The sequence below is a fragment of the Roseomonas sp. CAU 1739 genome (genome assembly GCF_039839775.1).
Lineage (GTDB): Bacteria > Pseudomonadota > Alphaproteobacteria > Acetobacterales > Acetobacteraceae > Neoroseomonas.
The window spans coordinates 1-22,203 of the sequence record NZ_JBDOQQ010000036.1 but is presented as its reverse complement, the minus strand read 5'-3'; the positions used below and the strand labels follow the sequence as shown (position 1 = coordinate 22,203).

Below are 22,203 nucleotides of genomic sequence, written 5' to 3'. Positions count from 1 at the left end.
CCTGGCGGGATCATCTAACCCCCCCACCAAGGACACCCATCACCACCGCGGGGTGGAGCAGCCCGGTAGCTCGTCAGGCTCATAACCTGAAGGTCACAGGTTCAAATCCTGTCCCCGCATCCACTAATTCCGAACTCAAGAACATATCCAGCCCATCTGCACCCGCAGGTGGGCTTTTCGCGTTTCGAGCCCCTGGCCGAACCTCGGCACCGGCGTAGCCCGCGGCACGCAGCATCGCCGCCAGGTGGCCGATCAGCTCGATCCTCGGCACCGTGGCCCCCTCGGCAGGCGGATGCACCTCCACCCGGTCGATCAGTTCGCGGATCGCCTCGACGATTTCAGGCCCGCCCTCCGCGGACAGCGCCTCGCGCAGCCGCGCCACCTTGGTCCGGTAGACCTCGGCCAAGTTGCCGTGCAGCCGGGGAAACGCTGGTCCGCTGCCGGCAGCAGCGACCTCGGCCTCCAACACTGCCCGCCGTGTCTCCAGCGCCTCCATCCGCGACCGCACGCTGGCGATGGGCGTGCCCTCGGCCAGCGCGTCCACCAAGCGTTCGAGCTGCGACCGCACGCGATCGAGCTCGGCTCGACGCGTCGTCAATCCCGCTGTCGCCGCCGCAACTAGGCGGTTCCACTCGGCCGTGAACTCGGAAACAAAGGCGGCGACGTGATCCGGATGCATCAGCTCACTGCCCAGCGCCTCCAGCACCTGGGCCTCGAGACGGCTGCGCCGGACGCGCGCGCGGTTGCCGCATGGGCCACGCCGCTCGGCGGTCTGGCAGGCGAGGTAGTCCCGGCCGATCGCGACGAAGCTCGCGCCGCAGGTGCCGCAGGAGATCTTGGCGGTCAGCACGTGCCGGGGGCGGCGGTCCTGCCAGCGTGGGCCCGTGCGACCGGACGATCCTGCAAGCGGGCTGCATTCGGGGCGGGCCACGGCGGCGAGCCGCGCCTGAGTGCGCTCCCACAGGTCCTGCTCGATGATGCGGAGCTCCGGCACGGCCTCGACGACCACGTCGGCCTCGCCGTTCTGCCGCGCGACCCGGCGGCCCGTCGACGGATCCTTGATCCAGCGGCGGCGGTTCCAGACCAGTTCGCCGATAAAGAGCCGGTTCCGCAGGAGACCCGTGCCGACACGGGCATGACCGCGGATCGCTCCCTCCGACCAGAAACCCCCTCGAGGACGTGAGACCTGCTCCTCGTTCAGGCGGCGAGCGATGGCGATCGGGCTGTGCCCGCCGGCAAACTCCTGGAAGATCCGCTGGACGACCGACGCCTGAGCGGGATCGGCCTCGCGCAGCCCGCGCTCCGGTTCCCCGTTCTGGCCGATCGGGCCACGCACCACGCGGTAGCCGTAGCAGAGTCCGCCGCCGCTGCGGCCCTCCCGCACCCGCCCCTCGAGGCCGCGGCGGGTCTTGTCGGCCAGGTCCTTGAGGTAGAGCGCCCCCATCGTGCCCTTGAGGCCGACATGGAGCTCGCTGATCTCGCCCTCGGCGAGCGTGACGATCCGTACGGCCGCGAAGCGCGCCTGCTTGAAGAACCCGGCGATGTGCTCCTGATCCCGGCTGAGACGGTCCAGGCTCTCGGTCAGCACGATGTCGACCTCGCCCCCCCGCAGCGCCGCCAGCAGCGCCTGATAGCCAGGAGGACGGCTCCATAAACCCGGAGATGTGGCCGAGGGTGCTGGCCGAGACGAGAGATGGTGGCGGCGAATGGATTGGCGGCGCGGTGTTCGGCGCCTGGTGGCTGCGATGGTTGCCGGCCGGTGGGTGTGTCGCTACGCCGGCGCGGCCTTGCTGCTGAGCCAGACGAACCGCTTCAGGTTATAGGCGAGGTTGGCGAGGCCGATCTTCACCCGCGCCCTGGCGATGCCGATGGTTCGCACGACCAGCGCCATCGGCCCCTTCTGCCGGGCAAAGACGTGCTCGACGGCCGAGCGCACCGCCGATTTGCGAGCATTGGCCCGCCGCGTCCGCGCCGCCATCGGCCGCCCCGGCGGTTTCTTGCGGTGGATCCGCGAGACCAGCCCGCGCGCGGCCAGCCACGCCTCGTTCTTCGCCGAGCGATAGGCGGTGTCGGCCCAGACATCGCCAGCGGTGTTGTCGGCATCGATCACCTCCGCCAGCCTCGCACCGTCATGGGCCGCGGCGTGGCTGGCGGTCCAGCCGCGGATCAGGCCGTGCCGGCGATCGATCGCGACATGGTTCTTGTAGCCGAAGGCTGGAACCGCGAGATCGACCTGCGGCGCGCCATCCTCGCGCGGCCGGGCCTTGGAGAACTTCACCGTCCAGCGCGCATCGCGGTCCTTCTGGCGCAGCTTCGCGGGCTTCTCCGCCCAGCCCTCAGGGATCTGCCCAGCCTTGATCGCCGCCCGCTCCGCCTCGGTGTTGCGCTGCTTCGGCGCGGCGACGATGGTCGCGTCCACGATCTGCCCGCCCATCGCCAGGTAGCCGGCGGCGCGCAGCGTGGCATCGAATTGCGCGAACAGCCGCTCGACCGCGCCGGCGCGCTTCAGCGCCTCGCGGAACGTCCAGATCGTGTTGGCGTCCGGCACCGGGTCGGCCAGCCCGAGGCCAAGGAAGCGCATGAATGAGAGGCGGTCCTTGATGAGGTACTCGCAGCGCTCGTCCGACAGACCGTGCATCGCCTGCAGCAGCAGAATCTTGAACATCAGCACGTGATCGAAGGCAGGACGGCCACCCCTCGCGCCGTCCGCGCGCAGCACCGCACGCTCCAACTCCGCGCGGAACATGGCGAAATTCACCAGGGCCGCGATCCGCTCGAGATCATCGCCCTTGGCCGACAATTCGCGTAGCCGCTCCTCGACGTCGAAGAACCCAGGCTGCCGACCCATCGCTCCACCCCGCGTTAATCCGCCTCAGTGAATCAGCCGCCGGTCATCGTGACGAGGGGTTTCTGGAGCCATCCAGGACGCAGCGCCGTCGCTCCTGACACGGCGTGGTCAGTGAACGCTCCGACGACCTGCCAGCCCTCGCGCTCGGCCCGCGCGCGGCAGATCCGCACCTGATCCTCGATCGAGGCATCGCGCTGGTTCTCTGACGAGTACCTGGCATAGAGCCCGCAGCGGAGGCGTGCGGTGCTGGGTGTCGATCCGGGACGGTCCGTGCTCATCGGTTGCCCTCCTCCCAGCGGTCGAACTCTGCAGCGAAGGCCCGTTCGGCCCGGCCGGCGAGACGCTCGCGTCGTCTGGCGATCCGGTCTCCGTGTCGAAGCGCGGCATGCAGGCAGGACGCCTCGGCGTAGTGCTGCACCGAGACCTCGGCGGTATGTCCCATGACGTCGGCGGAATCCATGGCGAGTTCAGGAGAGCGGCGCGAGGCGCTCGCCCGCAACCACTTTCGAAAATCGTGCGGCCCGTGTGCCTCTCCGTACCAGGCAAAGGTGTGCCGCTCGGCGATTCCGCGAATCGCGTCAGGCGCCATCGCGCCACGCATGCCGAGCCAGACCCTGTCCGTGGTCCCGGCCTTGGGGAAGCGGGGCCGGGCGTGTTCCAGGTAGTCGGTCAGCATCCGCGACGTCTCGGTATCGAGCGGGAAATCCAGCACGCGGCCGTTCTTGGTGTGCTCGCCCGGAAACCGCAGGTGCCACGATGCATCGGCGCGGTGTTCCAAATGCCTGTCCGTCGTCATCTGCCAAAGGCTGCGCAGCCGTGGGGCCCGGGAAAGCAGGATCGCGAGTACGGCCGCATCCCGAAGCGCACGCCATTTTCGGGGGCCGTCCGCAAGGACAATGCCCTGACGATGCAGCCGACGCACGCGGACCATGACCTCGGCGACTCACGCACGATTACCGGCTTGGGCATGCCCCGGATCGCGCGCTTGAGGGAGATCCCGCCCGGCCGGGTCACGAAGCGCCAGTCGCGCTCGGGCACCAGCAGACGAAGAACGGCGCCGAGGTTGCGCAGCATCTGTCGCCGAGTGGTGGGCGCCAAGCCACGTGCCTTGTTCTCCTTGCGCCATGCGGTCACCCGTTGAGGCGTCGTCCTGTCGCCCGGCCCCTCGGCCTCGAAGAGTGTGTTGTTGCGGCCAAGGAAGTCCAGAAACTGCCCGTAGGTCTGCGTGTAGCTCACGATGGTCGCGGCGCGGAGGTGTGCGGCCTGGCCGTATTCGCCGGACCCGTCGTCGTCCGGCGCCAGCGCCCGTTCGAGCGCAGACCGGTCTGCCAGTGGCCAGTCCCCTAAGGGAAGTGAGCAGATCTGCCTGACCTGGGTCATGTGGCCCTCGGGCGCCAACGCGCGAGGTCGATTGGAAGTCCCACAGGCGCCGTGGTCGACTGGGCGCGGCGGCAGCGTCTGGCTATGGCGTCGCTCAGGCGCTGCGCCGCGCCCTTGCGATTCGTCCGGCGATAGTGCCGCAGCGCCACCTCGAAGCCGGCATGACCGAGCAGCACACGGACATCCTCAAGAGCATGGGGATGGTCCTCGAGCACGATCGCCGCCGCGATCGCGCGGAAATCGTGAGCGGTCATTCGCTCGCCAGTGTGCTCGTGGATCGTGTCGGCAATCGCATCGGAAAGGTGATTCTTGGCGCGCGGTCGGTCAGCACTTTCACGGTTCGGGAACACCCACGACATCGTCGGATGAGGACCGAGTGGGCGGAACTTCTGCAGATACTCTTTCACCGTTTCCGCCGCGCGACCGCGTAGCCAGCTTTCGACGAGCTGGCCGTTCTTGTTGGCGACGACGCGCAGATGGACCTCTGCCGCCGCTGGACCGTTCCCGTCGGTGACCAAGAGTTCGTCGCCCAGGCGAAGCCCGGCCAGATCCTGCACGCGCAACGGCAGCTGGAGCTCGATCTCGATCGCCGCTGCCAAGGCCGCCATCCAGCACGCTTCGCGCGGCTTAGGCGGGTGATCGACGCCCTGCTTGCTGGTCCAGCCCGTCCGCAGGCGGCGAGCCTTGCGCATCAGCAACGACGGCAGAAGCATGAGCTTCGCCTGGAGGTCGGGATCGGACAGGCGGTCGAGCAACCTGGCCAGGTCCTCGCCGATCTCCCGCTGGCGCTTGGGGCGGTACACCGTGAGCATGCGGCGCAGCTTTGCGTCAGCCTCCCCCGAAAGCCGGTAGCGGGCGGCGAGCGATCGGACCGTATCCGCGAGCATGCCAACCTCGTGCGTCGGCAAGGTCTGCGTTGGCCGATTCGGATGGGGCTTGCCCAGGCGCTGGCGATGCCAGCGTAGGGTCTGCTTGGTAGCGTCGAAGTGCATCAGGTCCGCCAGCCGCGTGATGGACTCAGGCGTACGGCCGGTCTCGACCAGACCCCAGAGCAGGAGGCGGATACCTTTGCGGCGAGTTTCGACCGTCGCCGGGCTCGCAGGCTCATGGCCTACCTCATCGTCCTCCTCCGCCTCCTCCGGGCTCCGCGCGAGCCACGCCAGATACTCCTCGATTTCCGCCTGAAGGCCGGCCGGATACGAGGCGAGAGGCAGCGCCTGGACCCGCCCCTCGACCGGACCTAGGGCCAGTTCGATTTCCGGCCAGCCGGGGACGAGCCCTCGCATCCTGTTCCACTGCCGCGCCGCCTCGCGGACATCCGCGCGCGTGTTCGCGCCGCCGCGGCTCTCCGTGCGATGGCGCAGGAAGTCCTCGAGGCTGGAGTTGGTGACCGCGCCGGGCGGCACGTCCTTCGCGGCGCAGTACTCCATGAAGGCGCGCAGACGATGCGGATGGAAGCGCGACGGCAGGTTCGCGATCAACGTCGCCCAGGCCGGATCGGAGACCGGTTCGCGGCGCCGAACAGGTGCCAAGAGGCCGAGGCGGCGCAGCACGAAACGCAGGCTGGCCCGATAGTTCTGGAGGGACTTGCTGGTAATGCCGAGTCCGATGGCGCTGGCGCCGTCGATCATGGGCAGGCAGGTGCCCGGATCGAGCCGCAGGGTCGCCGGCGACTTCTTGCCGCCGATCCGGCAGATGACCATCAGGGCCGAGGTGAGCGTGCGTCTCCGGGAGGGCGGCAGGTCCTCACACGCCTCGAGTTGGCGCAGGGCCTCGGCTATGGTCGGTGCGGTGATCGGGGAGTTATTCATGGCGAATTCCTGACCGTAGACCGGAAGGCGGACATTTTGGAAGAAGGTACTTAGGTAAATCCCGTCTTTACGCAGGTTCCATTGTCAAAATTTAGAGGTAAATACTTGATAAGGCTACCCGGTCGAGGGCCTTTGCAGCCCATGCCAGCCACGAGCACCGCCGCGAGGTCAGAGACGCTGTAGTAGCGGCGGGAGCGGCGGATCTCGGGATGGGTCAATCCGGCATTGTCCCAGCGGCTCAGCGTCCTGAGGTTGCGCCCAACGAGGGCGGCGAAGGTGGCGGCCGGGATGTCCTTGGGGTTGATGTCGTGGTTCGGCTCGTTCGGCGCGACAACAGCATCGAGCGAGGCAGTTGCGTCTTTGGGTTCGTCGTGAACGGTCTGTTCTGACGCGACCGCCGGCGAGGCATGCCGGGTCACGCCGGCAGTTCCGCACCGTCTGAGCGATCAGTCGCTGCGGCCAACCAGAGCTCCTGGGCGCTCTGACGGGCCATCTCGGCGACGATGCGACGAAGCGATGCATCAACTGACGACGTACCGTCCGTCGGAGAGGGCGAACCTGACGAGGTGCCATCGCGAGCCGGGGCACCCGTATTCCTTGCCGACATGAAGGGCCGATCCCTGCGTCCTGCACGTCGGCGGGGACCCGTTTCGGCCGGCCTCCGGGACCACCTGGTGCCCGTTCCTTCGAGGCCGACCCGTCTCCCGCGACGGCGTCCGGACCCTGGAGCAGCCCGCGTTTCGCGAAGAGGAGATCAACTACCCCTGTTTTTCGCCGCTGATGCCACTCGTCGTCGAGGCGGGGCGGGGGTGGCCAAGTGGCGCGTCTGGTGCGGGGATGGTTCAGTATTTCTTGCGCGCGTTCCTGACCGCGTTGAGGACAGCATCAACCTGGTAGGCGGTAACGAGCGGCTTGCGCGGCCCATTCCCTGGCGCCGTCAGCCTGGCGATGACCGTGGGGCCGAGCTTGGTTGCCGCGTTCGGGGGGCGTACGCGGATGCTCTTGCGGCCGTTCCGCTCGGTCCGCTTTTGCATTCGGTCGGCCAAGCGCCTCGCCGTTGCGACCTCCGCAAGCAGTTCGGCCCTCTGCCTGTCATATTGACGGGCAAGTCGACCAATCAGGTCCTTAAGCGCCGGGCGCGAGCCGTCCGGCAATTCCACCCGCTTACGTTCATCGAGCCAGGCACCTGGTGCCAGGGTAAACTTGCTGAGTACCTTTGCTGCCAACTCGCGCGGCGGCTGCCCCTGGTCCGTATCCAGCTCGGCCATTTCCAGCAGCAGGTCCCTGTGGTCGAGACTTTTGCGCCCCGAGGCCGGCGGCGCGAAGCGCGCGGCTTTTCGCCAATTCGATCGTAGCTCGAGGGGAAGGATTGCCTCGATGCGCTCAGCATGGTCGCGGAAAATCGGCATCAACAGTTCGAGCAGGGGCCTGTCAGGGTTTGCCACGGTCATCCTGTGCAGCGAGAGGGAATCGGCGAACGGGCAGTTTACGTCGGGACCTTGCTCGACCGTGCGACAAAGTAGCTGCTGCACTGACGCACGAGGGCGCGACCGGCGTGGGCCGGATACGCTCGGCAAAGAAAGCGATGATCTGGGCATCGAGCCGATCGGTCTTGGCGAGGCGTCCGGTGGCGCGGGCGAAATCGCGGATCTGGCGTGGATTGACGACGGCGAGCGGCAGGCCTGCGGTGGCGATGGCGGCCGCCACGAGGGTCTCGAAGCCACCGGTGGCTTCGAGCACGACCAGGCTGGGCTGCAGGGGCGCGAGGCGCTTGAGCAATTGCTCAAGGCCGGGTCCGTCACGAGCAACGGCAAAGGCCTCGCCCGACGGGCGGATATGCACGTCGAGCTGATCCTTGGCGACATCGATGCCGACACAGCAGGGGGCGTCTTCGACCATGTCCCGTCCTTGCGAATGCGGGCTCGATCGGCGGCGGCTCCTCCGCGAGCGGCCCTGGCGACCGTTCGGGATTGAAAGGTCAGGGCTGGATGGGGCGCCTGGCTCCGGTACGGGCTCAAAGGCCCCAGGTTTCGGCGGGCTCCCACCCAACTCCAGCCTCGCCGGCAACCCACCAGCAGGCAACGACAAGATACAAGGTAGTCGCTCAGCCATGTGCCGCGTGCGCGACCTTCGCCGACGTTCTTCAGGCGACCACGCTTCAGCATGCGCCTGATCGTGCGACGGCACTTGCCCTCGATCCGAGCGAGTTCGCCGATGCCGAGGATGCGGTCCTCGAATTGCGCAGCGCGACTCATCGCGCCGACCTGCCGCCGCTGCTTTCGCCCAGGCGCTGGCACGGACGGGGAGCGCGTCGCTTGCTGCGTTGTTCATCCCAGAGTTCGCGTGCAGCCTGGCGGGCCAGCGCCCGCACGAGATCGAGGAGTTGCTCGCCAGGCGTCGCGCTGCCTTCCGGGCTGACGCCTGGGGGGCACGAATCCGACTTGTCGTGAGGAGCGGCCATGGGGGGGACGAAAGCCCCCCGCCCGCTTGTAGTCAGGTTCCTACGAAACGCCTCCGGCGGAACCTACCCTAGAAGGCGAATGCGGACCTGGGACTCTTCAACCACCTTGAACTGCCGGATGGCGAGCATCTTAGGTTCCAAATGTCTTGCCAGGTCGATCATGTCGCGCATAAGCTCCGGGTCCGTCATGAGGACCTCCGGTTTCGGCGGATTGCCCCTGGCCTGTTCGACGTTGTGAAGAATCATATCCAGCGCCATGCCCAGGTGTAGCACGGGATAGAGCGGGCGAACCACCTTGTGCTCGAAGCTGTGCGGGTCCGGGGAGCCTGGAGCCCGTGTCGTGACCCATGCTGTCGCGGCATTCAGCGATAGCTGGGCCAAGTCGACTGGCAAGGGCGGCGCATTCTCGCCGAACAGTGCCTGCTGGGCGAAGGGCCGCAGAATCCGCAAGGCGACGAGGTTGCGATTCAGGCGCTCATAGGTGCGGTCGGCCATTGAGATCATCTTGTTCGTGTCGTTCTGCACGTAGACGAGGCGCACCAGGATTCGCTTGTGGGCGAACGTCGGATCCGCCTCCGTTGCAGTGCGGAACATGCGGCTGACAAGGGCGACTTGGGCCTCGGATTGCCCGTCGCTGCCGGGCGCATCCTCGGGCCAGGCGATGAGCGCCAGAAGCGCTGCTTGTGCTTCGTACACATCGACCTGCGCGAGATCGAATTGGACCAATTGGGGCATGGACCCTGCATAGCGGGTGACCGAGCCGTGCACGACAAAAAGCCCCGCCGGATTTCTCCGGCGGGGCCTCCTGTCAGTTCTTCGCCTCCGATGCGGCCGGCGCGACCCGGAAAAGGGCCGCGCCGGCCGCGCCGACGTCGCGCAGCACGAGCCGCCCGAAGCCATGGAGCTTGGCATTTGCCTCTACCAGATCCTGCAGCGTCGCCTGGAGCACCTGATTGATGCACTCCAGGGAAGCGAGGGCAGCCGCCGCGTCGACGACGTCGTCGCGGCGGAAGGCCGACAGGTCCTGCTCGCTCATTTCGGCTACGCCCCGCAGTTGGGCAATCGCAGCCTCGATGTCGGCAAGCCCGCGGGCAGCGTCGAGCAACTCGGCGAGCGTGCGCTCGCGAGGGGGGAGAGTCCCATTGCCCATAATGATGTCCTTGATGTTGGTTTGCTTTGTCAGCCTGATCGGCCGCACGTCCGCAGAAGAATTGTTCTTTTGCGGAACGTAAAAATAGGAACGCAATTCATTAATTCAATCATTATTTGTAATAAAAATAAAAACTTAGCGCAAATTATTACTATGAATTACCGGTATTTTATTCATTCGTCAGACTATTATCCCATCGCCAAGCCGCGTTGAAATGGGCGGGAAGGCGCGCAAGAGCAGGGTCTTTCCAAAGGAGCACGATGCGATGGGGACCCGGGCACAGTAGGACGCAATGAGCGCCCCTCTGCAGGTCAGCCTGCGGGTGCCAGCCAGCCAGACACAGAACACGACTGCGCCACTGTAGCGCGGACTGATCTTCGACAGCGACCGCCGCGCGATGTCACCAGCCACGGCCGTAGCCGTACGGGGCAGCTGAACCGTTACCACGTCAGTCAGACGGTACTGCAGGGCAGGGCCGCGCAGCGTCCTGCCATCGCGCGCATCTTCGCCGCGGAGATCGAGGACGCGATCATCGTGCAGGTGCGGGGCTGCTGCGCCAAGTGGCCTCCCGAGACCGACCTTCCGCCGTCTCCGCGTCGGGCCAGTCAAGCGGTCTGCTCCCGAACCCTAGGAAACCTGCATCTCAGCGCGGCAGTCGGTCTGGCGGCGAGCATGGCTCGCATAGGAACTGACGGAGCGAGTGCTCCCGGGTTCGAACCGTCTCTCGGGATTGCGGGCATCAACTTTGTGGAACGCCGCTGCAGCGGTGGGCACCGGGAACTGAAATGATCCGGGCGGTCTCATTTGCGCCCGGACGACTTTGCCGCCCGCTATACTTGAACTGGTCACCGCCTTTGCCCGCTCCCTCAGAGCGGCAGCGGTCCATCCGACTTAACCTCCTCCATCACGGCGTAGGTTCGCGTCTCCCGCACGCCGGGTAGGCCGAGCAGCACGCCGCCGAGGAAGGCACGATAGGCCGCCATATCGCGCACCCGCGTCTTGAGCAGGTAGTCGAAGCCGCCGGCAACCATGTGGCATTCGAGCACCTCCGGCGCACGGCGCACCGCGGCGGCGAAGTGGTCGAAGACGTCCGCCGTGGTTTTATCGAGCAACACCTCAACGAAGACGAGCAGGCCGAAGCCGAGGCGGTGCGGGTCGAGCCGCGCGGCGAAGCCGGTCACCAGCCCGTCCTTCACCAGCCGGCGGGTGCGCTCGCTTGCGGCAGTGGGGGAGAGGCCGATGCGGTCGGCCAGCTCGAGGTTCGTGATCCGGCCCTCGCGCTGGAGGATGCCTAGGATCATGCGGTCGGTCCGATCGAGATCCTGCATGATTCGCCACGTTCTGATGTCCGTGTCGTGATTCATACGGTCTCTGTCGCGATTGCGCGATACCCATCCGGTGAGGGCGCCCCTAGCCTGCGAGCCTGAGTTCCTCCGGATCAGGAAGCAACGATGCCCGCCCCGCTTTCGCCAGCCTTCAGCGACTTTGTTCGGGAAACATGCGCCCAGCCGCCGCTGCGCGCCGCCATCACCGCCGCCACGCGGCGGACGGAGCAGGATTGCCTGCCGCCGCTGATTGCCGCGGCGGCGCTGGCGCCGGAGCAGGACGCCGCCGCCGAGGCTCTCGCCGCCCGCTTAATCACAGTGCTGCGCGGGAAGCGCCGCGGTGGCATCGTGGAGGCGCTGGTGCAGGAGTTCTCGCTCTCCTCGGCCGAGGGCGTGGCGCTTATGTGTCTCGCGGAGGCGCTGCTGCGCATCCCCGACACCGCCACCCGCGACGCACTGATCCGCGATAAGATCGGGCATGGCGACTGGCGCTCCCATCTCGGCCACAGCCCGTCGGTCTTCGTGAATGCCGCGACCTGGGGGCTGATGCTGACGGGGCAGCTGGCGGGGGCCGAGGACGAGCCGGGGCTCGGCGCCGCCCTTAACCGCCTGCTCGCCCGCGCGGGGGAACCGGTGGTCCGCCGCGGTATGGACATGGCGATGCGTATAATGGGGGAGCAGTTCGTCACTGGCCAGACAATCGAGGAGGCGCTGGCGCGGGCTCGGGTGCTGGAGGCTCGCGGCTTCCGCTATTCCTACGACATGCTCGGCGAGGCCGCGGCGACGGCGGAGGACGCGGCGCGCTACCTCACTGCCTACGAGGATGCGATCGAGGCAATAGGGCGGGCGTCGGCGGGCCGCGGGATCGTCGAGGGGCCGGGGATCAGCATCAAACTCTCGGCGCTGCATCCTCGCTATGCACGCGCGCAGCGGGCGCGCGTGATGGCGGAGCTGCTGCCGCGCGTGCTGCACCTCACGACGCTTGCGCGGCGCCACGACATCGGGCTGAACATCGACGCGGAGGAATCCGAGCGCCTCGATCTCTCGCTCGACATCCTCGCGGCACTCTGCGAAGCGGCAGACCTGCGGGGCTGGGGCGGGATCGGCTTCGTCGTGCAGGCCTACGGCAAGCGCGCGCCTTTCGTGCTGGACTGGGTGATCGACCTGGCGCGCCGCACTGGGCACCGGATCATGCTGCGCCTGGTCAAGGGTGCGTATTGGGACAGCGAGATCAAGCGCGCCCAGGTCGAGGGCCAGTCGGATTTCCCGGTCTTCACCCGCAAGCTGCACACGGACGTGTCGTACCTCGCCTGCGCGCGGAAGCTGCTCGAGGCGCCGGACGAAGTCTTCCCGCAATTCGCCACGCACAATGCGCGCACGCTCGCCGCGATCCACGCCATGGCCGGGCCCAACTTCCACCCGGGCCGCTACGAGTTCCAATGCCTACACGGCATGGGCGAGCCGCTCTACGAGGAGGTGGTCGGGCCCAAGGGCATAGACCGGCCCTGCCGCATCTACGCGCCGGTCGGCTCCCATGAGACGCTGCTCGCCTACCTGGTGCGGCGGCTGCTGGAGAATGGGGCGAACTCCTCCTTCGTGCATCGCATCGGCGATGCCGCCGTGCCGGTGGCAGCGCTGGCCGCGGACCCGGTGGTGGAGGCGCGTGCTATCGTGCCGGCCGGCGCGCCGCATCCGCGCATTGCCATGCCGCGCGACATCTTCGGCGCGCGGCGGCGGAACTCTGCGGGAATGGATCTCGCCGACGAGAGCGTGCTCGCAGCGCTGGCGGGGAGGCTCACCGCCCCGACGGCGTTGCTGGAGGCCGCGCCGCTGCTGGGCGATGGCTCGGGCGACGGTGCAGCCCGCGAGGTGCGCAACCCCGCGGATCATCGCGACCTGGTCGGGCAGGTGATCGAGGCGTCGCCGGAAACCGTGGACGCCGCGCTCGCCCAGGCCGAGGCCGCCGCGCCGGGCTGGGGCGCGACGCCACCCGACGCGCGCGCCTCGGTGCTGGACTGCGCGGCGGCGCTGATGGAAGCGCGCATGGCCGAGTTGCTCGGACCAATCGTGCGGGAGGCTGGAAAGACACTTGCCAATGCCGTGGGTGAGGTGCGCGAGGCGGTCGATTTCCTCCGCTATTACGCCGCGCAGGCGCGCGGCTTCGATCCCGCGACGCATCGCCCGCTCGGCGCCGTAGCCTGCATCTCGCCCTGGAACTTCCCGCTAGCGATCTTCACTGGCCAGGTCGCGGCGGCGCTGGCGGCGGGCAATGCGGTGCTCGCCAAGCCGGCGGAGGAGACGCCGCTGATCGCAGCACTCGCTGTCGGAATCCTGCGCGAGGCAGGCGTACCGCCCGGCGCGGTGCAATTGCTGCCGGGCGATGAGCGGGTCGGGGCGCGATTGGTGGCCGCGCCGCGCGTGCGCGGCGTGATGTTCACCGGATCGACCGAGGTGGCGCGGCTGATCGCGCGCAGCTTGGCGCAGCGGCTGAACCCGGACGACACGCCCGTGCCGGTGATCGCCGAGACCGGCGGGCAGAATGCGCTGGTGGTGGATTCCTCCGCGCTGCCCGAACAGGTCGTAGCCGATGTGTTGGCATCGGCCTTCGACAGCGCAGGGCAGCGCTGTTCAGCGTTGCGCGTGCTCTGCCTGCAAGAGGAGATCGCCGACCGCGTGCTGGCGATGCTGCGCGGCGGCATGGCGGAGCTCGCGGTGGGCAATCCGGACCGGCTCGCGACCGACGTCGGGCCGGTGATCACGGCGGAGGCGCGGGAGGGCATCCTCAAGCATGTCGAGGCGATGCGCACCAGGGGGCGCCGCGTCCATGCGGTGCCGCTGCCGGAGGGCTGCGCGCACGGGACCTTCGTGGCGCCGACGCTGGTCGAAATCGAGGGATTCGCGGAGCTGACTCGCGAGGTCTTCGGGCCGGTGCTGCACGTGCTGCGCTTCCGGCGCGAGGGGCTGGACGCGCTGCTGCAGGAGATTAACAGCACTGGGTATGGCCTGACCTTCGGGGTGCATTCGCGCATCGACACCACTGTCAGGCAAGTCACCGGTCAGGCGGCCGCGGGCAACCTCTACGTCAACCGCAACATGATCGGCGCGGTGGTTGGTCTGCAGCCCTTCGGCGGGCATGGGCTGTCGGGCACTGGGCCGAAGGCGGGCGGGCCGCTGTATCTGCGGCGGCTGCTGGCCGCATGCCCTGCCGAGCAGCCGCTGCCGGCGACTACGCCGGAGCGGCAGGCCGTGGCCTTCCTCGCCTGGCTGCGGGCGCAGCACCCGGACTTGGCCGATGCCGCGGAGCGGCAAGTCGCGGCGGCGCGCGCCGGGCTCGAGATCGATCTGCCGGGGCCGGTAGGGGAGGAGAACCGCTACGGCCTGCATCCCCGCGGGACGGTGCTGTGCCGTGCGTCGACGCGGGAGGGGTTGCTGCTGCAAGTTGCGGCGTGCCTGGCGACTGGCAATGCGGCGCATGTCGAGGGACCCGCGGGTGCGCTTGATACGTTCAAGAGCTTGCCGCCGGATCTCGCCGCCCGCGTCACAAGGGCCACCGATATGGATCCTGCACTTGTCGATGCCATCCTGTTTGAAGGGGCCGCGGACGACCTGCGCCCGCTGCTGCAACGCTGGGCCGCTGCCGAAGGGCCGATCCGGCCGGTTCTTGCGCGCACGCCGGGTGCGGTGGCTGCACAGCGGATCTATTCGCCGGACATGCTGTTTGCCGAACGCAGCGTCAGCACCAACACGGCCGCCGCAGGCGGCAATGCTTCACTGATGAGCCTTTGAGGAGCGGACCTGCCCCGATCGGGGATCCACGGGCTACGAGAGAGATGGACCATGATCAGGCTCGGCCGTCTTGCCCTGCCGGAGCGGAGCGCCGGCGGGACCAGACGGCCTACTCCCTCATCAGTGATGGATCTCGTTAAGGGGGGAAAGTCAGTGCACGAAGTGGGCATCGGCAAGGCCAGGACCGGCGCGGCTTAGGCTGGTGACGCGCCAGCCCTCGCTCAGCAGGCGCGTGGCGATGGCTGCGCCGATGCCAGATCTGGTGCCGGTGATGATTAGATGGCCTGCGGCGGTCTCTGGCGTCATGCGGCGTCTCGCTTGGCCGTGTCGCGCTGCGCTTGACAGCGCGGTCGCCTGACAGATAGCAAAGGCATCATAAGTCGAACAAGTGTTCGCATTCCGATCAAATACTAAGGAAGACGCGGCGATGGACGGACCGCAGGCTCGCGTCGAGAACCCGAAGAATCTGGTTCAGTCGGTCGCCGAAGCCTTCGTCGTGCTGAATGCCTTCGGGGCCGACCGCCCCGAACCCACCGTGGCCGAGGTCGCGGCGCACACCGGCCATGGCCTTCGTACCGTCGCCGCCCCGGTGCTCGATGCTCGGGGTGCGCCGGCGGCCGGTGTCAGCCTGACCGTCGGCGGGGGCCGGATGACGCTGCCGGACTTCATCGCCCTGACCGCGCCGCGCGTCTGCGCTCTGGCCGAGGAACTTGGCACCGGGCTGCGGCTTTCGTTTGGCGCTATCGGGTCCGGCGGAGCGTCACGATGACCCGGCCGGTCCTGCGCTCGCCCAGCTGCGTACCGTCTATCCGCGCGCCTTCACAGCCATCCAGGATTCCGCTGGCGACCTCGCGCATATGGTGGCGCTGGTCGAGGCCTCCCCCGGCCTCGCCGTGCTGGCGGCCGCCGACCCGCTGATGTTGCCGCCGCTGCGCCAGGACGGTGCGGGCTGCATCACCGCGACGTCCAATCTGCTCACCACCGATCTAACCTTCGTCTTCCGCAACTTCACCGATCCGGCGCAGGACGCGGCGCAGGCCCGCATCGTCGCGGCTCGCAACCGCGCCTCGCGCTTCGCGCAGATGGCCTCGCTAGGTGCTGCTCGCCGATCGCGCCGGCGAGCCGGGCTGACGGCGCCTGCGCCCGCCGTTACTGCCGCTGTGCGCGGCGGAGGAGAAGGCGCTTCTCGAAGACTGATCCAATCAAACGGCCACCACGCAGGACGGCTGATCGCAAGGAGGATACGATGAATCGACGTCAGATGCTGGTCGCGAGCGCCGGCGGTTTCGGCCTGCTGGCCGCTCCCACCCTTCGCGCGCAGGGTGCCTGGCCGCAGGGCCGGCCCATCCGGGTCATCTGCCCGACCCCGCCTGGCGCGGCAAACGACATGCTGGCACGGCTGCTCGCGCAGCGCCTGCAGGACCGGCTGGGGGCGGTGGCCATCGTCGAGAACCGGCCGGGCGGATCGGCGCTGCTGGGCACCAATGTCGTGCTCCAGGCGCCGCCTGACGGCTTCACGCTGCTGGCCTCGACCTTCAATACCGCGGTCATGCCCTTGGTGCTCAAGGGTGCGAACTTCGACCCGCAGACGGACTTCACCGTGATGGGGCGGACGGCGCAGGCGCCACTGGTCATGGTGATTAGCGGCTCGCGGCCCGAGCGGACGGTCCAGGAGGTGGTCACAGCGGCCAAGGCGCGGCCGCAGGACTGGAATATCGCGATCTCGGCGCTGGGATCGGCGGGCCATCTTGCGACGATCGACTTCATGCGGCGGACCGGCGTCGATCTAAACGTCGTGACCTATCGCGGCACGCAGCCGGCGCTGACGGACCTGATGGGCGGTAGCGCGCAGCTTCTGATCGATCCGAGCTTCGCGCTGCTCGCCAGCCGGGCCGACGGGCGTATCCGCGCCTTGGGCATCGCGGCGGCGCAGCGCTCTTCGCTAGCCGCCGACGTGCCCACCATGGCGGAAGCAGGCCTCCCAGGCTTCGAGTTCCAAGCCTGGTATGGCGTGTGGGGGCCGAAGGGCACGCCGGCCGAGATCGCCCAACGCGTCAACGCCCTCATACAGGAGACGATGAAGGATCCGGAGATTGCCCAGCGGCTCGCCACGCAGGTGATCGAACCGGTCGTCGAGAGTATCGATGACAGTCGCCGCTTCATCGCCGCCGAGATCGAACGGGCCGGGGAGTTGCTGCGCAGCGTCAACTATCAGCCGGAGTAGGCGCAGGGGCAGGGCCGATGATGATCGCGGATTCCCAGGTGCATGTCTGGGCGGCGGAGCCGGCCGACCATCCATGGCCGCAACCGCCACCCGCCGTGGTCCAGAGTGCGGAACCCCTCTCACCGGATGCGTTGCTGGCCGAGATGGACCGTGCCGGCGTGCATCGCGCCGTGCTGGTGCCACCGTCTTGGGAAGGGTACCGGAATGCGCTGTGCCTCGCCGCGGCCCAGCGGTATCCCGACCGCTTCGCCGTCATGGGCCGGCTGCCCCTGGACGCCCCGGACAGCCGGGACCGCTTCAGTGAGTGGCGGTTCATTTCCGGCATGCTGGGGGCACGGCTCAACTTCCGCCGCGCCGCTGTCCGCCAGCTTCGCGACGGCAGCGTCGATTGGATCTTCCGCCAGGCCGAGGCCGATGGCCTCCCCCTGATGCTGTTCGTCAACGAGGATTTCGAGGCGGTCGGCCTGGTTGCCGAGCGCCATCCCGGCCTTCGCCTCGTGCTGGACCACATGGGCGCGCAGGTCGAGCACCGCGGCGCGGCGGCCTTCGAGCATCTGGGCGATCTGCTGCGCCTCGCCCGATTCGGCAATGTCGCGGTCAAGGCCTCCGCGCTGCCTTGCGCGGCGGAGGACGACTATCCCTATCGCAGCGTCGAGCCGTTCCTGAAAGCCGCCTTCGACGCCTTTGGGCCAGAGCGCCTCTTCTGGGGGTCCGACCTGACGCGCCTCCCCTGCGACTATCGCGATGCGGTCACCATGTTCACCGAGCACCTTCCGTGGCTCGGTGGCGCGGATAGGGCAGCTGTGATGGGCGCGTCGCTCTGTCGATGGCTGGACTGGAAAGCATGAGGGCGTGATGGCCGACACCGAAGCGCGTGGGCGTAGCGTCTGCGTCACCGGGGCCGCTCGCGGCCTGGGTGCGGCTATCGCCCGCGGCTTCGCGCGCCAGGGCGCCCATGTGCATGTCTGCGACATTCTGCAGCGGGAGGGCGAGGACCTCGTCGGGACGCTGCGGGCAGATGGCCTTCGCGCCACGTTTCATAGGCTGGATGTGACTCAGGAGGGCGATTGGCAAGCACTGGCTGGCAGCCTCGCGACGCTTGATGTGCTGGTGAACAATGCCGGTCTCATCGTCCGGAAGTCGCTTGCCGGCACGACGCGGGCGGAGTGGGACCGCGCCCTCGCGGTGAATGTGACCGGCGCCTTCCTCGGCATGCAGTACTGCCGCGCAATGCTGGCCCGCGCGCGGCCCTCGGCGATAGTGAACATCTCCTCGACTGCCGGTCTCATCGCTCACGGCGACCCGTCCTACACGACGAGCAAATGGGCGTTACGCGGCCTGACGAAATCGGCGGCGCTGGAGTTCGCGGCGGAGGGAATCCGGGTCAATTCCCTCCACCCGGCCACGATCGCCACCCCGCTGACTGATGCCGCCCCGGCCGGGCACCTCGAGGCCAACCGATACGCGATCCCGCTGGGTCGCGAGGCGACGGCCGAGGAGATCGCCGCCATCGTGCTCTTTCTTACGTCGGAAGCCGCGTCGTTCATGACGGGAAGCGAGGTCACGGCAGATGGCGGGCTGACGACCGGCGGTGTGGCCCACATGCGGTCGCAATACCAGAAAAAGCTCACGGAGCACGGGGAGTGCTAGGCGGCGAGATCGGTGCGGATGGTGGGCGGAACTGGGGGGCAGTAGTCAACGGGCAGGACAAGCCGCGGACATAGTCGCCGCAGTTGTCCCATTTGGCATGCGGGAGAACATACCGTGCGAGGGGTACTGGCGCACTATCACAGCAGCGCACCGATATGGCGCGACAATGCCAACTTGGCTCGAAAGAACTGCGCCGGAGACACTGCACTAGGGGCTGTCGAGAGTGGTGGGGATGGCGGCGAGTCCGATGGCACCCAACCAGGCTGGCCGTCAAAGGGCCGGCCGCATGGTTGGACGCGTGTGGGGCGGCGATGGGGGCCCACCCTGTCGCAACTGCTTGAGGACGGCGTCTCGATCCGGGCGGCGGACATGCCCGGCGTGGACGACCTGATGCTGCGGATCTACGCCGCCATGGCACAAGAGGAGCGCGAACTTATCAGCGAGCGCACCAAGGCGGCGCTCGCGGCTGCCAAGGCGCGTGGGAAGGTTGCTGGGCGGGGACAGAGGCTACCGGACTGCAGAAGGACCGGACGCGGCCGCAGCAGCCGCGGCACGTCGCCAGACAGCGCTACGGGCCGCTTGCCGGGTCTTACTTGAAGTCGAAAACCTTCGCACTGAAGGCTTGGTCGGACTGGCAGCTTTGGCGCGAGTGCTCAACACGCGCGGCATCCCGACCCCGCGGGGAGAAGGCGTCTGGACCCACACTACTGTCGCCCGTGTGCTGGCTCGAACGCGCCTGACGACAAATGACGCAGCTCCCCTCGCGTAGCACTTTCTTAGTCCACCTGCGGCAGGCTGACGATGCGCACTTCTCGTAGCGCAAACGGTGGCAGGAGGCCCCTGATGACGACGATGCCCGCACTCGATGCGCTGCGTCCGCAGCGCCCCAATGCTTCGGCTATCCGCGCAACGCCCCAAGAACCGCGCGACTTCATCCTGAATGAGACGTGCTCCGTTTTGGTTGGTTGGAAGCGGCGCGATGCTGTCCTGCGGTTGCTGTCGAGTTCTCGGGCAGTCATCGGCGGGATCACCGGGCTGCGACCAGGCCACTGCGTGCGCCTGGTGCTTTATCGCGGGCAAACGATTGTTCGAGAATGCCGCGTCATCGGCGCCTCCCTGCAGGGCCTCGAGCTTGAGCACTACGACACGGGAGTGCTCGCAACGATGGGCTGATCGGCCTTCACGATCGACTGCCCAGCAACCGCTCCGAGATCTTGCGCCGGCTTCGCGCAGGTTTCGTTCGTTAAGGGCCGTTGCGCAGCCGTCGCGCGATGATTCTGCCTTCCACGGGCACGAGCAGATCGTAGTGGTCCGCCTGCGTGACATCCACGATCTGTCGCGGGCGGAACGCCACGACATTGATGCCTCCGCGATGTCGCACGCTGTCATAAACAATGCCTGAATGCCCCGACGCCCGGACATCCTCGCCGAAGTGCTGTGACACCGCGTAGCTGATACTGGCGTAGAGATCAGGACGGCTCTGCTGCCGCCCGCGGATAGTCGAGTTGATGGTCGAGCACGGTATGGGAGTGCGAGCCAGCCGGTTGGTTGAATTCAAGCGCCTCGACGAGGGCTTTCTCTCTCAGGAGGACGGGCTTGCCCTGCGGGCGTACCGTAGTGTTCGCTCTCGAAGTACGGATTTCGGGCAAGTGGGGCTCGAACCTCGGCCAATGCCGACCACGCCGAAAGCGGCCTTTGACCTAGGTTTTTGAGTTCCGTACTAAATCGGCCAAGTCAGGAGGTTCGGAGAGAATGGGCCTCCGGAGAGCGATTTTCCGCCGTCTCCGCGTCCGGCCAGTCAACAGGTCTGCCCCGACAACCCCAAGAAACCTGCCACTCAGCGCGGCGGCCGGTCAGTCGGACAGTGCGGCTCGTATGGGAACTGGCGGAGGGAGTGCTACCGGGTTCGCGTCGTCTCTGGGGCGGGCAAAACGCGACGGCCTTACCTAGCGCTACCCGCACAGAAGCTCAGGCAGCTTCCGGTTCGGCATTTGCCCGAGCGAACCTGATCGTCACGCAAAGGCCACTTTGGGGTGACGATGTAACGTTCAACGTCGCGCCTGCATTCTGACGAAGCGACTGAACGATCAATCCGCCAAGCCGACCGGACGTGGGCCAGGTCGTGCCGTCCGGCAAACCGACGCCGTCATCAGAGATGGACACCTGGCACCCCTCGGCATCGACAAGGCTGTGCAGCTTGATGGTGCCGCCCGTTCGGCCGACGAAGGCATGCTTTAGTGCGTTCGTAAGGACCTCGTTCACGACAAGCCCCGCAGGCATCGCGACGTTGATAGAAACCGGCCATGTGTCAACCTTCAGGTCGAGCCGAATGCCTTCTACAGCGTGTGCCGTCATGACTGCCGAAGCGATCTGACTTAGATACACGCCGAGATCAACGCTCGCCCCAGGGCCCTCCTCGGAAAGTGTGCGGTATAGAAGGTCGAGGGCGCCAACCCGTCCCGCCAGACGATCGAGGGACTCGCTCGAATCATCATATTGCGCATGATGACTCTCCATTCGGATGAGCGAGGTGATAAGCTGAAGATTATTCTTCACGCGATGCTGCAATTCACGCAGTAAGACATCCCTCTCCTCATAGCGCTTCTTGTACAATTCGACCTCGGTCTCACCGGACGTGCTTACCGGCGCGAGTGCAACAAGCCGGAACAACGCCGAGCCTCTGTCGTCTTGGATCACGTTGGACCATGCATCGACGGTGACCTCTCCCCTAGCCTCCTCGCTGCGAATGCGAAATCTGCCGATGTGATCCTCACGGGCCTGCACGGCTTCGCTCAGCAGGAGATTGTTGTCTGCGGCAGCTGCAATGCCCCTAACGCCGCTCCATGGGCGCCCCACAAGTTCGTCCAGGGCTTGCCCGGTCAACCTCTCAAATTCCCGATTCACGTAGGTCACGCATTCCTCTGGCTGCAATTCAGCGACGGCAATGGCGAAAGGGACATGATCGAGAAAATGCCTGAAGCGATCGCTGTAACCGTCGCTGCCCAGTCTGCCGTCGAGGGCTTCGGATAGGGGTAGCGGCTTGCTGTCTTCGGTGTTCATCAAGTGAGCCTTTCGGTCACCGGCCACTCTGGTAAGATAATCGCGGCCATCGCGCACTATAAGGACGGGTTACCTTTTGCGCCAGCCGCTCCAAATGGGTGCGCAGCTAGGCAGCCCGAGATTATGCTCAGCCCTCACTCTCCAGGGCTCCGGCCAGTAATCCACGCGTCTGAAACGACCTTCTGGAGACTTTAGCCACTCCTCAAATTCAGCAGGCGGCTTTTGACCGAGGACACGATAGGCGCGCACTAGGGGACCGTCGCCTCCCCAACCTTTGTCGATCTCACGCCAAAGCCGCAGCGCCCTGGCGGCATCCCGAAGTTCCTCGAGAGCGGCTTCGACGTTTGGCTTTACGCGATGCAGCATTGGTTTCATTTTCCTCGTCAGAGCCCATCCGGGAAGTTTGGATTCACATTGAGGGCGTTGCGGCGAGGCGCCGCAGCATGATGCGGATCATGGCCATGCGGACAAAGGCGGCAGCGATGCGGCAATGCCGCTCGAAATCGCG

General features: G+C 67.0%; 23 protein-coding genes and 1 tRNA gene. 9 read left to right on the top strand and 15 right to left on the bottom strand.

Features of this window, described 5'->3' with window-relative positions; all coding sequences use genetic code 11:
- The first annotated feature begins 46 nt into the window (after nt 1-46).
- Nucleotides 47-123: transfer RNA gene (locus AAFN86_RS28875), tRNA-Met, on the top strand.
- Here the strand turns inward: AAFN86_RS28875 and AAFN86_RS28870 are convergent.
- From AAFN86_RS28870 to AAFN86_RS28815, 12 genes are all read right to left on the bottom strand, one after another.
- The gene (locus AAFN86_RS28870) at nt 80-1,588 is read right to left on the bottom strand and encodes a recombinase family protein (RefSeq protein WP_347547135.1); all 1,509 of its coding nucleotides are present in this window, start codon (nt 1,586-1,588) and stop codon (nt 80-82) included. The two genes, AAFN86_RS28875 and AAFN86_RS28870, sit on opposite strands and share 44 nt — an antisense overlap.
- 183 nt (nt 1,589-1,771) lie before the next feature.
- Nucleotides 1,772-2,848 carry an IS5 family transposase gene (locus AAFN86_RS28865; RefSeq protein WP_347547134.1) on the bottom strand — a complete coding sequence of 359 codons (1,077 nt, stop codon included), beginning with the start codon at nt 2,846-2,848 and terminating at the stop codon, nt 1,772-1,774.
- A gap of 32 nt (nt 2,849-2,880) precedes the next feature.
- On the bottom strand, nt 2,881-3,126 hold the full coding sequence (locus AAFN86_RS28860; protein ID WP_347547132.1) for a recombinase family protein: 246 nt from the start codon (nt 3,124-3,126) through the stop codon (nt 2,881-2,883).
- The gene (locus tag AAFN86_RS28855; RefSeq protein WP_347547130.1) at nt 3,123-3,626 is read right to left on the bottom strand and encodes a hypothetical protein; all 504 of its coding nucleotides are present in this window, start codon (nt 3,624-3,626) and stop codon (nt 3,123-3,125) included. The genes AAFN86_RS28860 and AAFN86_RS28855 overlap by 4 nt, the downstream gene beginning before the upstream one ends.
- 14 nt (nt 3,627-3,640) lie before the next feature.
- Nucleotides 3,641-4,228: a hypothetical protein gene (locus tag AAFN86_RS28850; RefSeq protein ID WP_347547128.1), complete on the bottom strand. Its 588-nt coding sequence runs from the start codon at nt 4,226-4,228 to the stop codon at nt 3,641-3,643.
- Nucleotides 4,225-6,039: a tyrosine-type recombinase/integrase gene (locus AAFN86_RS28845; protein WP_347547126.1), complete on the bottom strand. Its 1,815-nt coding sequence runs from the start codon at nt 6,037-6,039 to the stop codon at nt 4,225-4,227. Before AAFN86_RS28845 ends, AAFN86_RS28850 begins: the two co-directional genes overlap by 4 nt.
- Nucleotides 6,040-6,089: 50 nt before the next feature.
- On the bottom strand, nt 6,090-6,458 hold the full coding sequence (locus tag AAFN86_RS28840) for a MerR family transcriptional regulator (protein ID WP_347547124.1): 369 nt from the start codon (nt 6,456-6,458) through the stop codon (nt 6,090-6,092).
- A gap of 423 nt (nt 6,459-6,881) precedes the next feature.
- A complete protein-coding gene (locus tag AAFN86_RS28835) occupies nt 6,882-7,484 on the bottom strand; it encodes a hypothetical protein (protein ID WP_347547122.1) in 603 nt (200 codons plus the stop codon).
- A complete protein-coding gene (locus AAFN86_RS28830; protein WP_347547121.1) occupies nt 7,471-7,938 on the bottom strand; it encodes a transposase in 468 nt (155 codons plus the stop codon). Before AAFN86_RS28830 ends, AAFN86_RS28835 begins: the two co-directional genes overlap by 14 nt.
- Nucleotides 7,939-8,563: 625 nt before the next feature.
- Entirely contained in the window at nt 8,564-9,235 is a 672-nt protein-coding gene (locus tag AAFN86_RS28825) for a hypothetical protein (RefSeq protein ID WP_347547119.1), read from the bottom strand.
- A gap of 73 nt (nt 9,236-9,308) precedes the next feature.
- A complete protein-coding gene (locus AAFN86_RS28820) occupies nt 9,309-9,746 on the bottom strand; it encodes a hypothetical protein (RefSeq protein WP_347547117.1) in 438 nt (145 codons plus the stop codon).
- A 770-nt stretch (nt 9,747-10,516) separates the two neighbouring features.
- Complete coding sequence (locus tag AAFN86_RS28815) at nt 10,517-10,978, bottom strand: Lrp/AsnC ligand binding domain-containing protein (protein WP_347547116.1); 462 nt, start codon at nt 10,976-10,978, stop codon at nt 10,517-10,519.
- A gap of 123 nt (nt 10,979-11,101) precedes the next feature.
- Here AAFN86_RS28815 and putA point away from each other — a divergent pair, with 123 nt between their 5' ends.
- Nucleotides 11,102-14,761 (top strand): trifunctional transcriptional regulator/proline dehydrogenase/L-glutamate gamma-semialdehyde dehydrogenase, encoded by a 3,660-nt coding sequence (putA, locus tag AAFN86_RS28810; protein WP_347547114.1) that lies wholly within the window; start codon nt 11,102-11,104, stop codon nt 14,759-14,761.
- A 150-nt stretch (nt 14,762-14,911) separates the two neighbouring features.
- On the opposite strand, the gene AAFN86_RS28805 is transcribed toward putA, so the two are convergent.
- On the bottom strand, nt 14,912-15,067 hold the full coding sequence (locus AAFN86_RS28805; RefSeq protein WP_347547112.1) for a hypothetical protein: 156 nt from the start codon (nt 15,065-15,067) through the stop codon (nt 14,912-14,914).
- 121 nt (nt 15,068-15,188) lie between these two features.
- Between AAFN86_RS28805 and AAFN86_RS28800 the strand changes: the two genes are divergently transcribed.
- The 7 genes from AAFN86_RS28800 to AAFN86_RS28770 all read left to right on the top strand — a co-directional run bounded on the left by AAFN86_RS28800 (nt 15,189) and on the right by AAFN86_RS28770 (nt 19,808).
- A complete protein-coding gene (locus tag AAFN86_RS28800) occupies nt 15,189-15,530 on the top strand; it encodes a hypothetical protein (RefSeq protein WP_347547110.1) in 342 nt (113 codons plus the stop codon).
- An 88-nt stretch (nt 15,531-15,618) separates the two neighbouring features.
- Nucleotides 15,619-16,011, top strand: a complete 393-nt coding sequence (locus AAFN86_RS28795) for a hypothetical protein (RefSeq protein WP_347547109.1) — start codon at nt 15,619-15,621, stop codon at nt 16,009-16,011.
- A complete protein-coding gene (locus tag AAFN86_RS28790; protein WP_347547107.1) occupies nt 16,008-16,985 on the top strand; it encodes a tripartite tricarboxylate transporter substrate binding protein in 978 nt (325 codons plus the stop codon). The genes AAFN86_RS28795 and AAFN86_RS28790 overlap by 4 nt, the downstream gene beginning before the upstream one ends.
- Before the next feature lie 17 nt (nt 16,986-17,002).
- Entirely contained in the window at nt 17,003-17,833 is an 831-nt protein-coding gene (locus AAFN86_RS28785; protein ID WP_347547106.1) for an amidohydrolase family protein, read from the top strand.
- A gap of 7 nt (nt 17,834-17,840) precedes the next feature.
- Nucleotides 17,841-18,635 (top strand): SDR family oxidoreductase, encoded by a 795-nt coding sequence (locus tag AAFN86_RS28780; RefSeq protein WP_347547104.1) that lies wholly within the window; start codon nt 17,841-17,843, stop codon nt 18,633-18,635.
- Between the two features lie 114 nt (nt 18,636-18,749).
- A complete protein-coding gene (locus AAFN86_RS28775) occupies nt 18,750-19,232 on the top strand; it encodes a recombinase family protein (protein ID WP_347547103.1) in 483 nt (160 codons plus the stop codon).
- Nucleotides 19,233-19,478: 246 nt separating this feature from the next.
- Nucleotides 19,479-19,808, top strand: a complete 330-nt coding sequence (locus AAFN86_RS28770; RefSeq protein WP_347547102.1) for a hypothetical protein — start codon at nt 19,479-19,481, stop codon at nt 19,806-19,808.
- Nucleotides 19,809-19,878: 70 nt separating this feature from the next.
- Here the strand turns inward: AAFN86_RS28770 and AAFN86_RS28765 are convergent, their stop codons facing one another.
- Nucleotides 19,879-20,193, bottom strand: coding sequence for an RES family NAD+ phosphorylase (locus tag AAFN86_RS28765; RefSeq protein WP_347547100.1), 315 nt, complete (start codon nt 20,191-20,193; stop codon nt 19,879-19,881).
- A gap of 410 nt (nt 20,194-20,603) precedes the next feature.
- Nucleotides 20,604-21,695, bottom strand: a complete 1,092-nt coding sequence (locus AAFN86_RS28760; RefSeq protein ID WP_347547099.1) for a histidine kinase dimerization/phosphoacceptor domain -containing protein — start codon at nt 21,693-21,695, stop codon at nt 20,604-20,606.
- Nucleotides 21,696-22,203: the final 508 nt, after the last annotated feature.

Excerpts from the sequence above, each read along its gene's own strand:
- AAFN86_RS28830 (WP_347547121.1), bottom strand. The coding sequence starts at position 7,938 with ATGGTCGAAGACGCCCCCTGCTGTGTCGGCATCGATGTCGCCAAGGAT.
- AAFN86_RS28780 (WP_347547104.1), top strand. The coding sequence starts at position 17,841 with ATGGCCGACACCGAAGCGCGTGGGCGTAGCGTCTGCGTCACCGGGGCC.
- AAFN86_RS28815 (WP_347547116.1), bottom strand. The coding sequence starts at position 10,978 with ATGCAGGATCTCGATCGGACCGACCGCATGATCCTAGGCATCCTCCAG.
- AAFN86_RS28760 (WP_347547099.1), bottom strand. The coding sequence starts at position 21,695 with ATGAACACCGAAGACAGCAAGCCGCTACCCCTATCCGAAGCCCTCGAC.
- AAFN86_RS28790 (WP_347547107.1), top strand. The coding sequence starts at position 16,008 with ATGAATCGACGTCAGATGCTGGTCGCGAGCGCCGGCGGTTTCGGCCTG.
- AAFN86_RS28770 (WP_347547102.1), top strand. The coding sequence starts at position 19,479 with ATGACGACGATGCCCGCACTCGATGCGCTGCGTCCGCAGCGCCCCAAT.
- AAFN86_RS28860 (WP_347547132.1), bottom strand. The coding sequence starts at position 3,126 with ATGAGCACGGACCGTCCCGGATCGACACCCAGCACCGCACGCCTCCGC.
- AAFN86_RS28785 (WP_347547106.1), top strand. The coding sequence starts at position 17,003 with ATGATGATCGCGGATTCCCAGGTGCATGTCTGGGCGGCGGAGCCGGCC.
- AAFN86_RS28825 (WP_347547119.1), bottom strand. The coding sequence starts at position 9,235 with ATGCCCCAATTGGTCCAATTCGATCTCGCGCAGGTCGATGTGTACGAA.
- AAFN86_RS28865 (WP_347547134.1), bottom strand. The coding sequence starts at position 2,848 with ATGGGTCGGCAGCCTGGGTTCTTCGACGTCGAGGAGCGGCTACGCGAA.
- AAFN86_RS28800 (WP_347547110.1), top strand. The coding sequence starts at position 15,189 with ATGGACGGACCGCAGGCTCGCGTCGAGAACCCGAAGAATCTGGTTCAG.
- AAFN86_RS28845 (WP_347547126.1), bottom strand. The coding sequence starts at position 6,039 with ATGAATAACTCCCCGATCACCGCACCGACCATAGCCGAGGCCCTGCGC.
- AAFN86_RS28795 (WP_347547109.1), top strand. The coding sequence starts at position 15,619 with ATGGTGGCGCTGGTCGAGGCCTCCCCCGGCCTCGCCGTGCTGGCGGCC.
- AAFN86_RS28805 (WP_347547112.1), bottom strand. The coding sequence starts at position 15,067 with ATGACGCCAGAGACCGCCGCAGGCCATCTAATCATCACCGGCACCAGA.
- AAFN86_RS28850 (WP_347547128.1), bottom strand. The coding sequence starts at position 4,228 with ATGACCCAGGTCAGGCAGATCTGCTCACTTCCCTTAGGGGACTGGCCA.
- putA (WP_347547114.1), top strand. The coding sequence starts at position 11,102 with ATGCCCGCCCCGCTTTCGCCAGCCTTCAGCGACTTTGTTCGGGAAACA.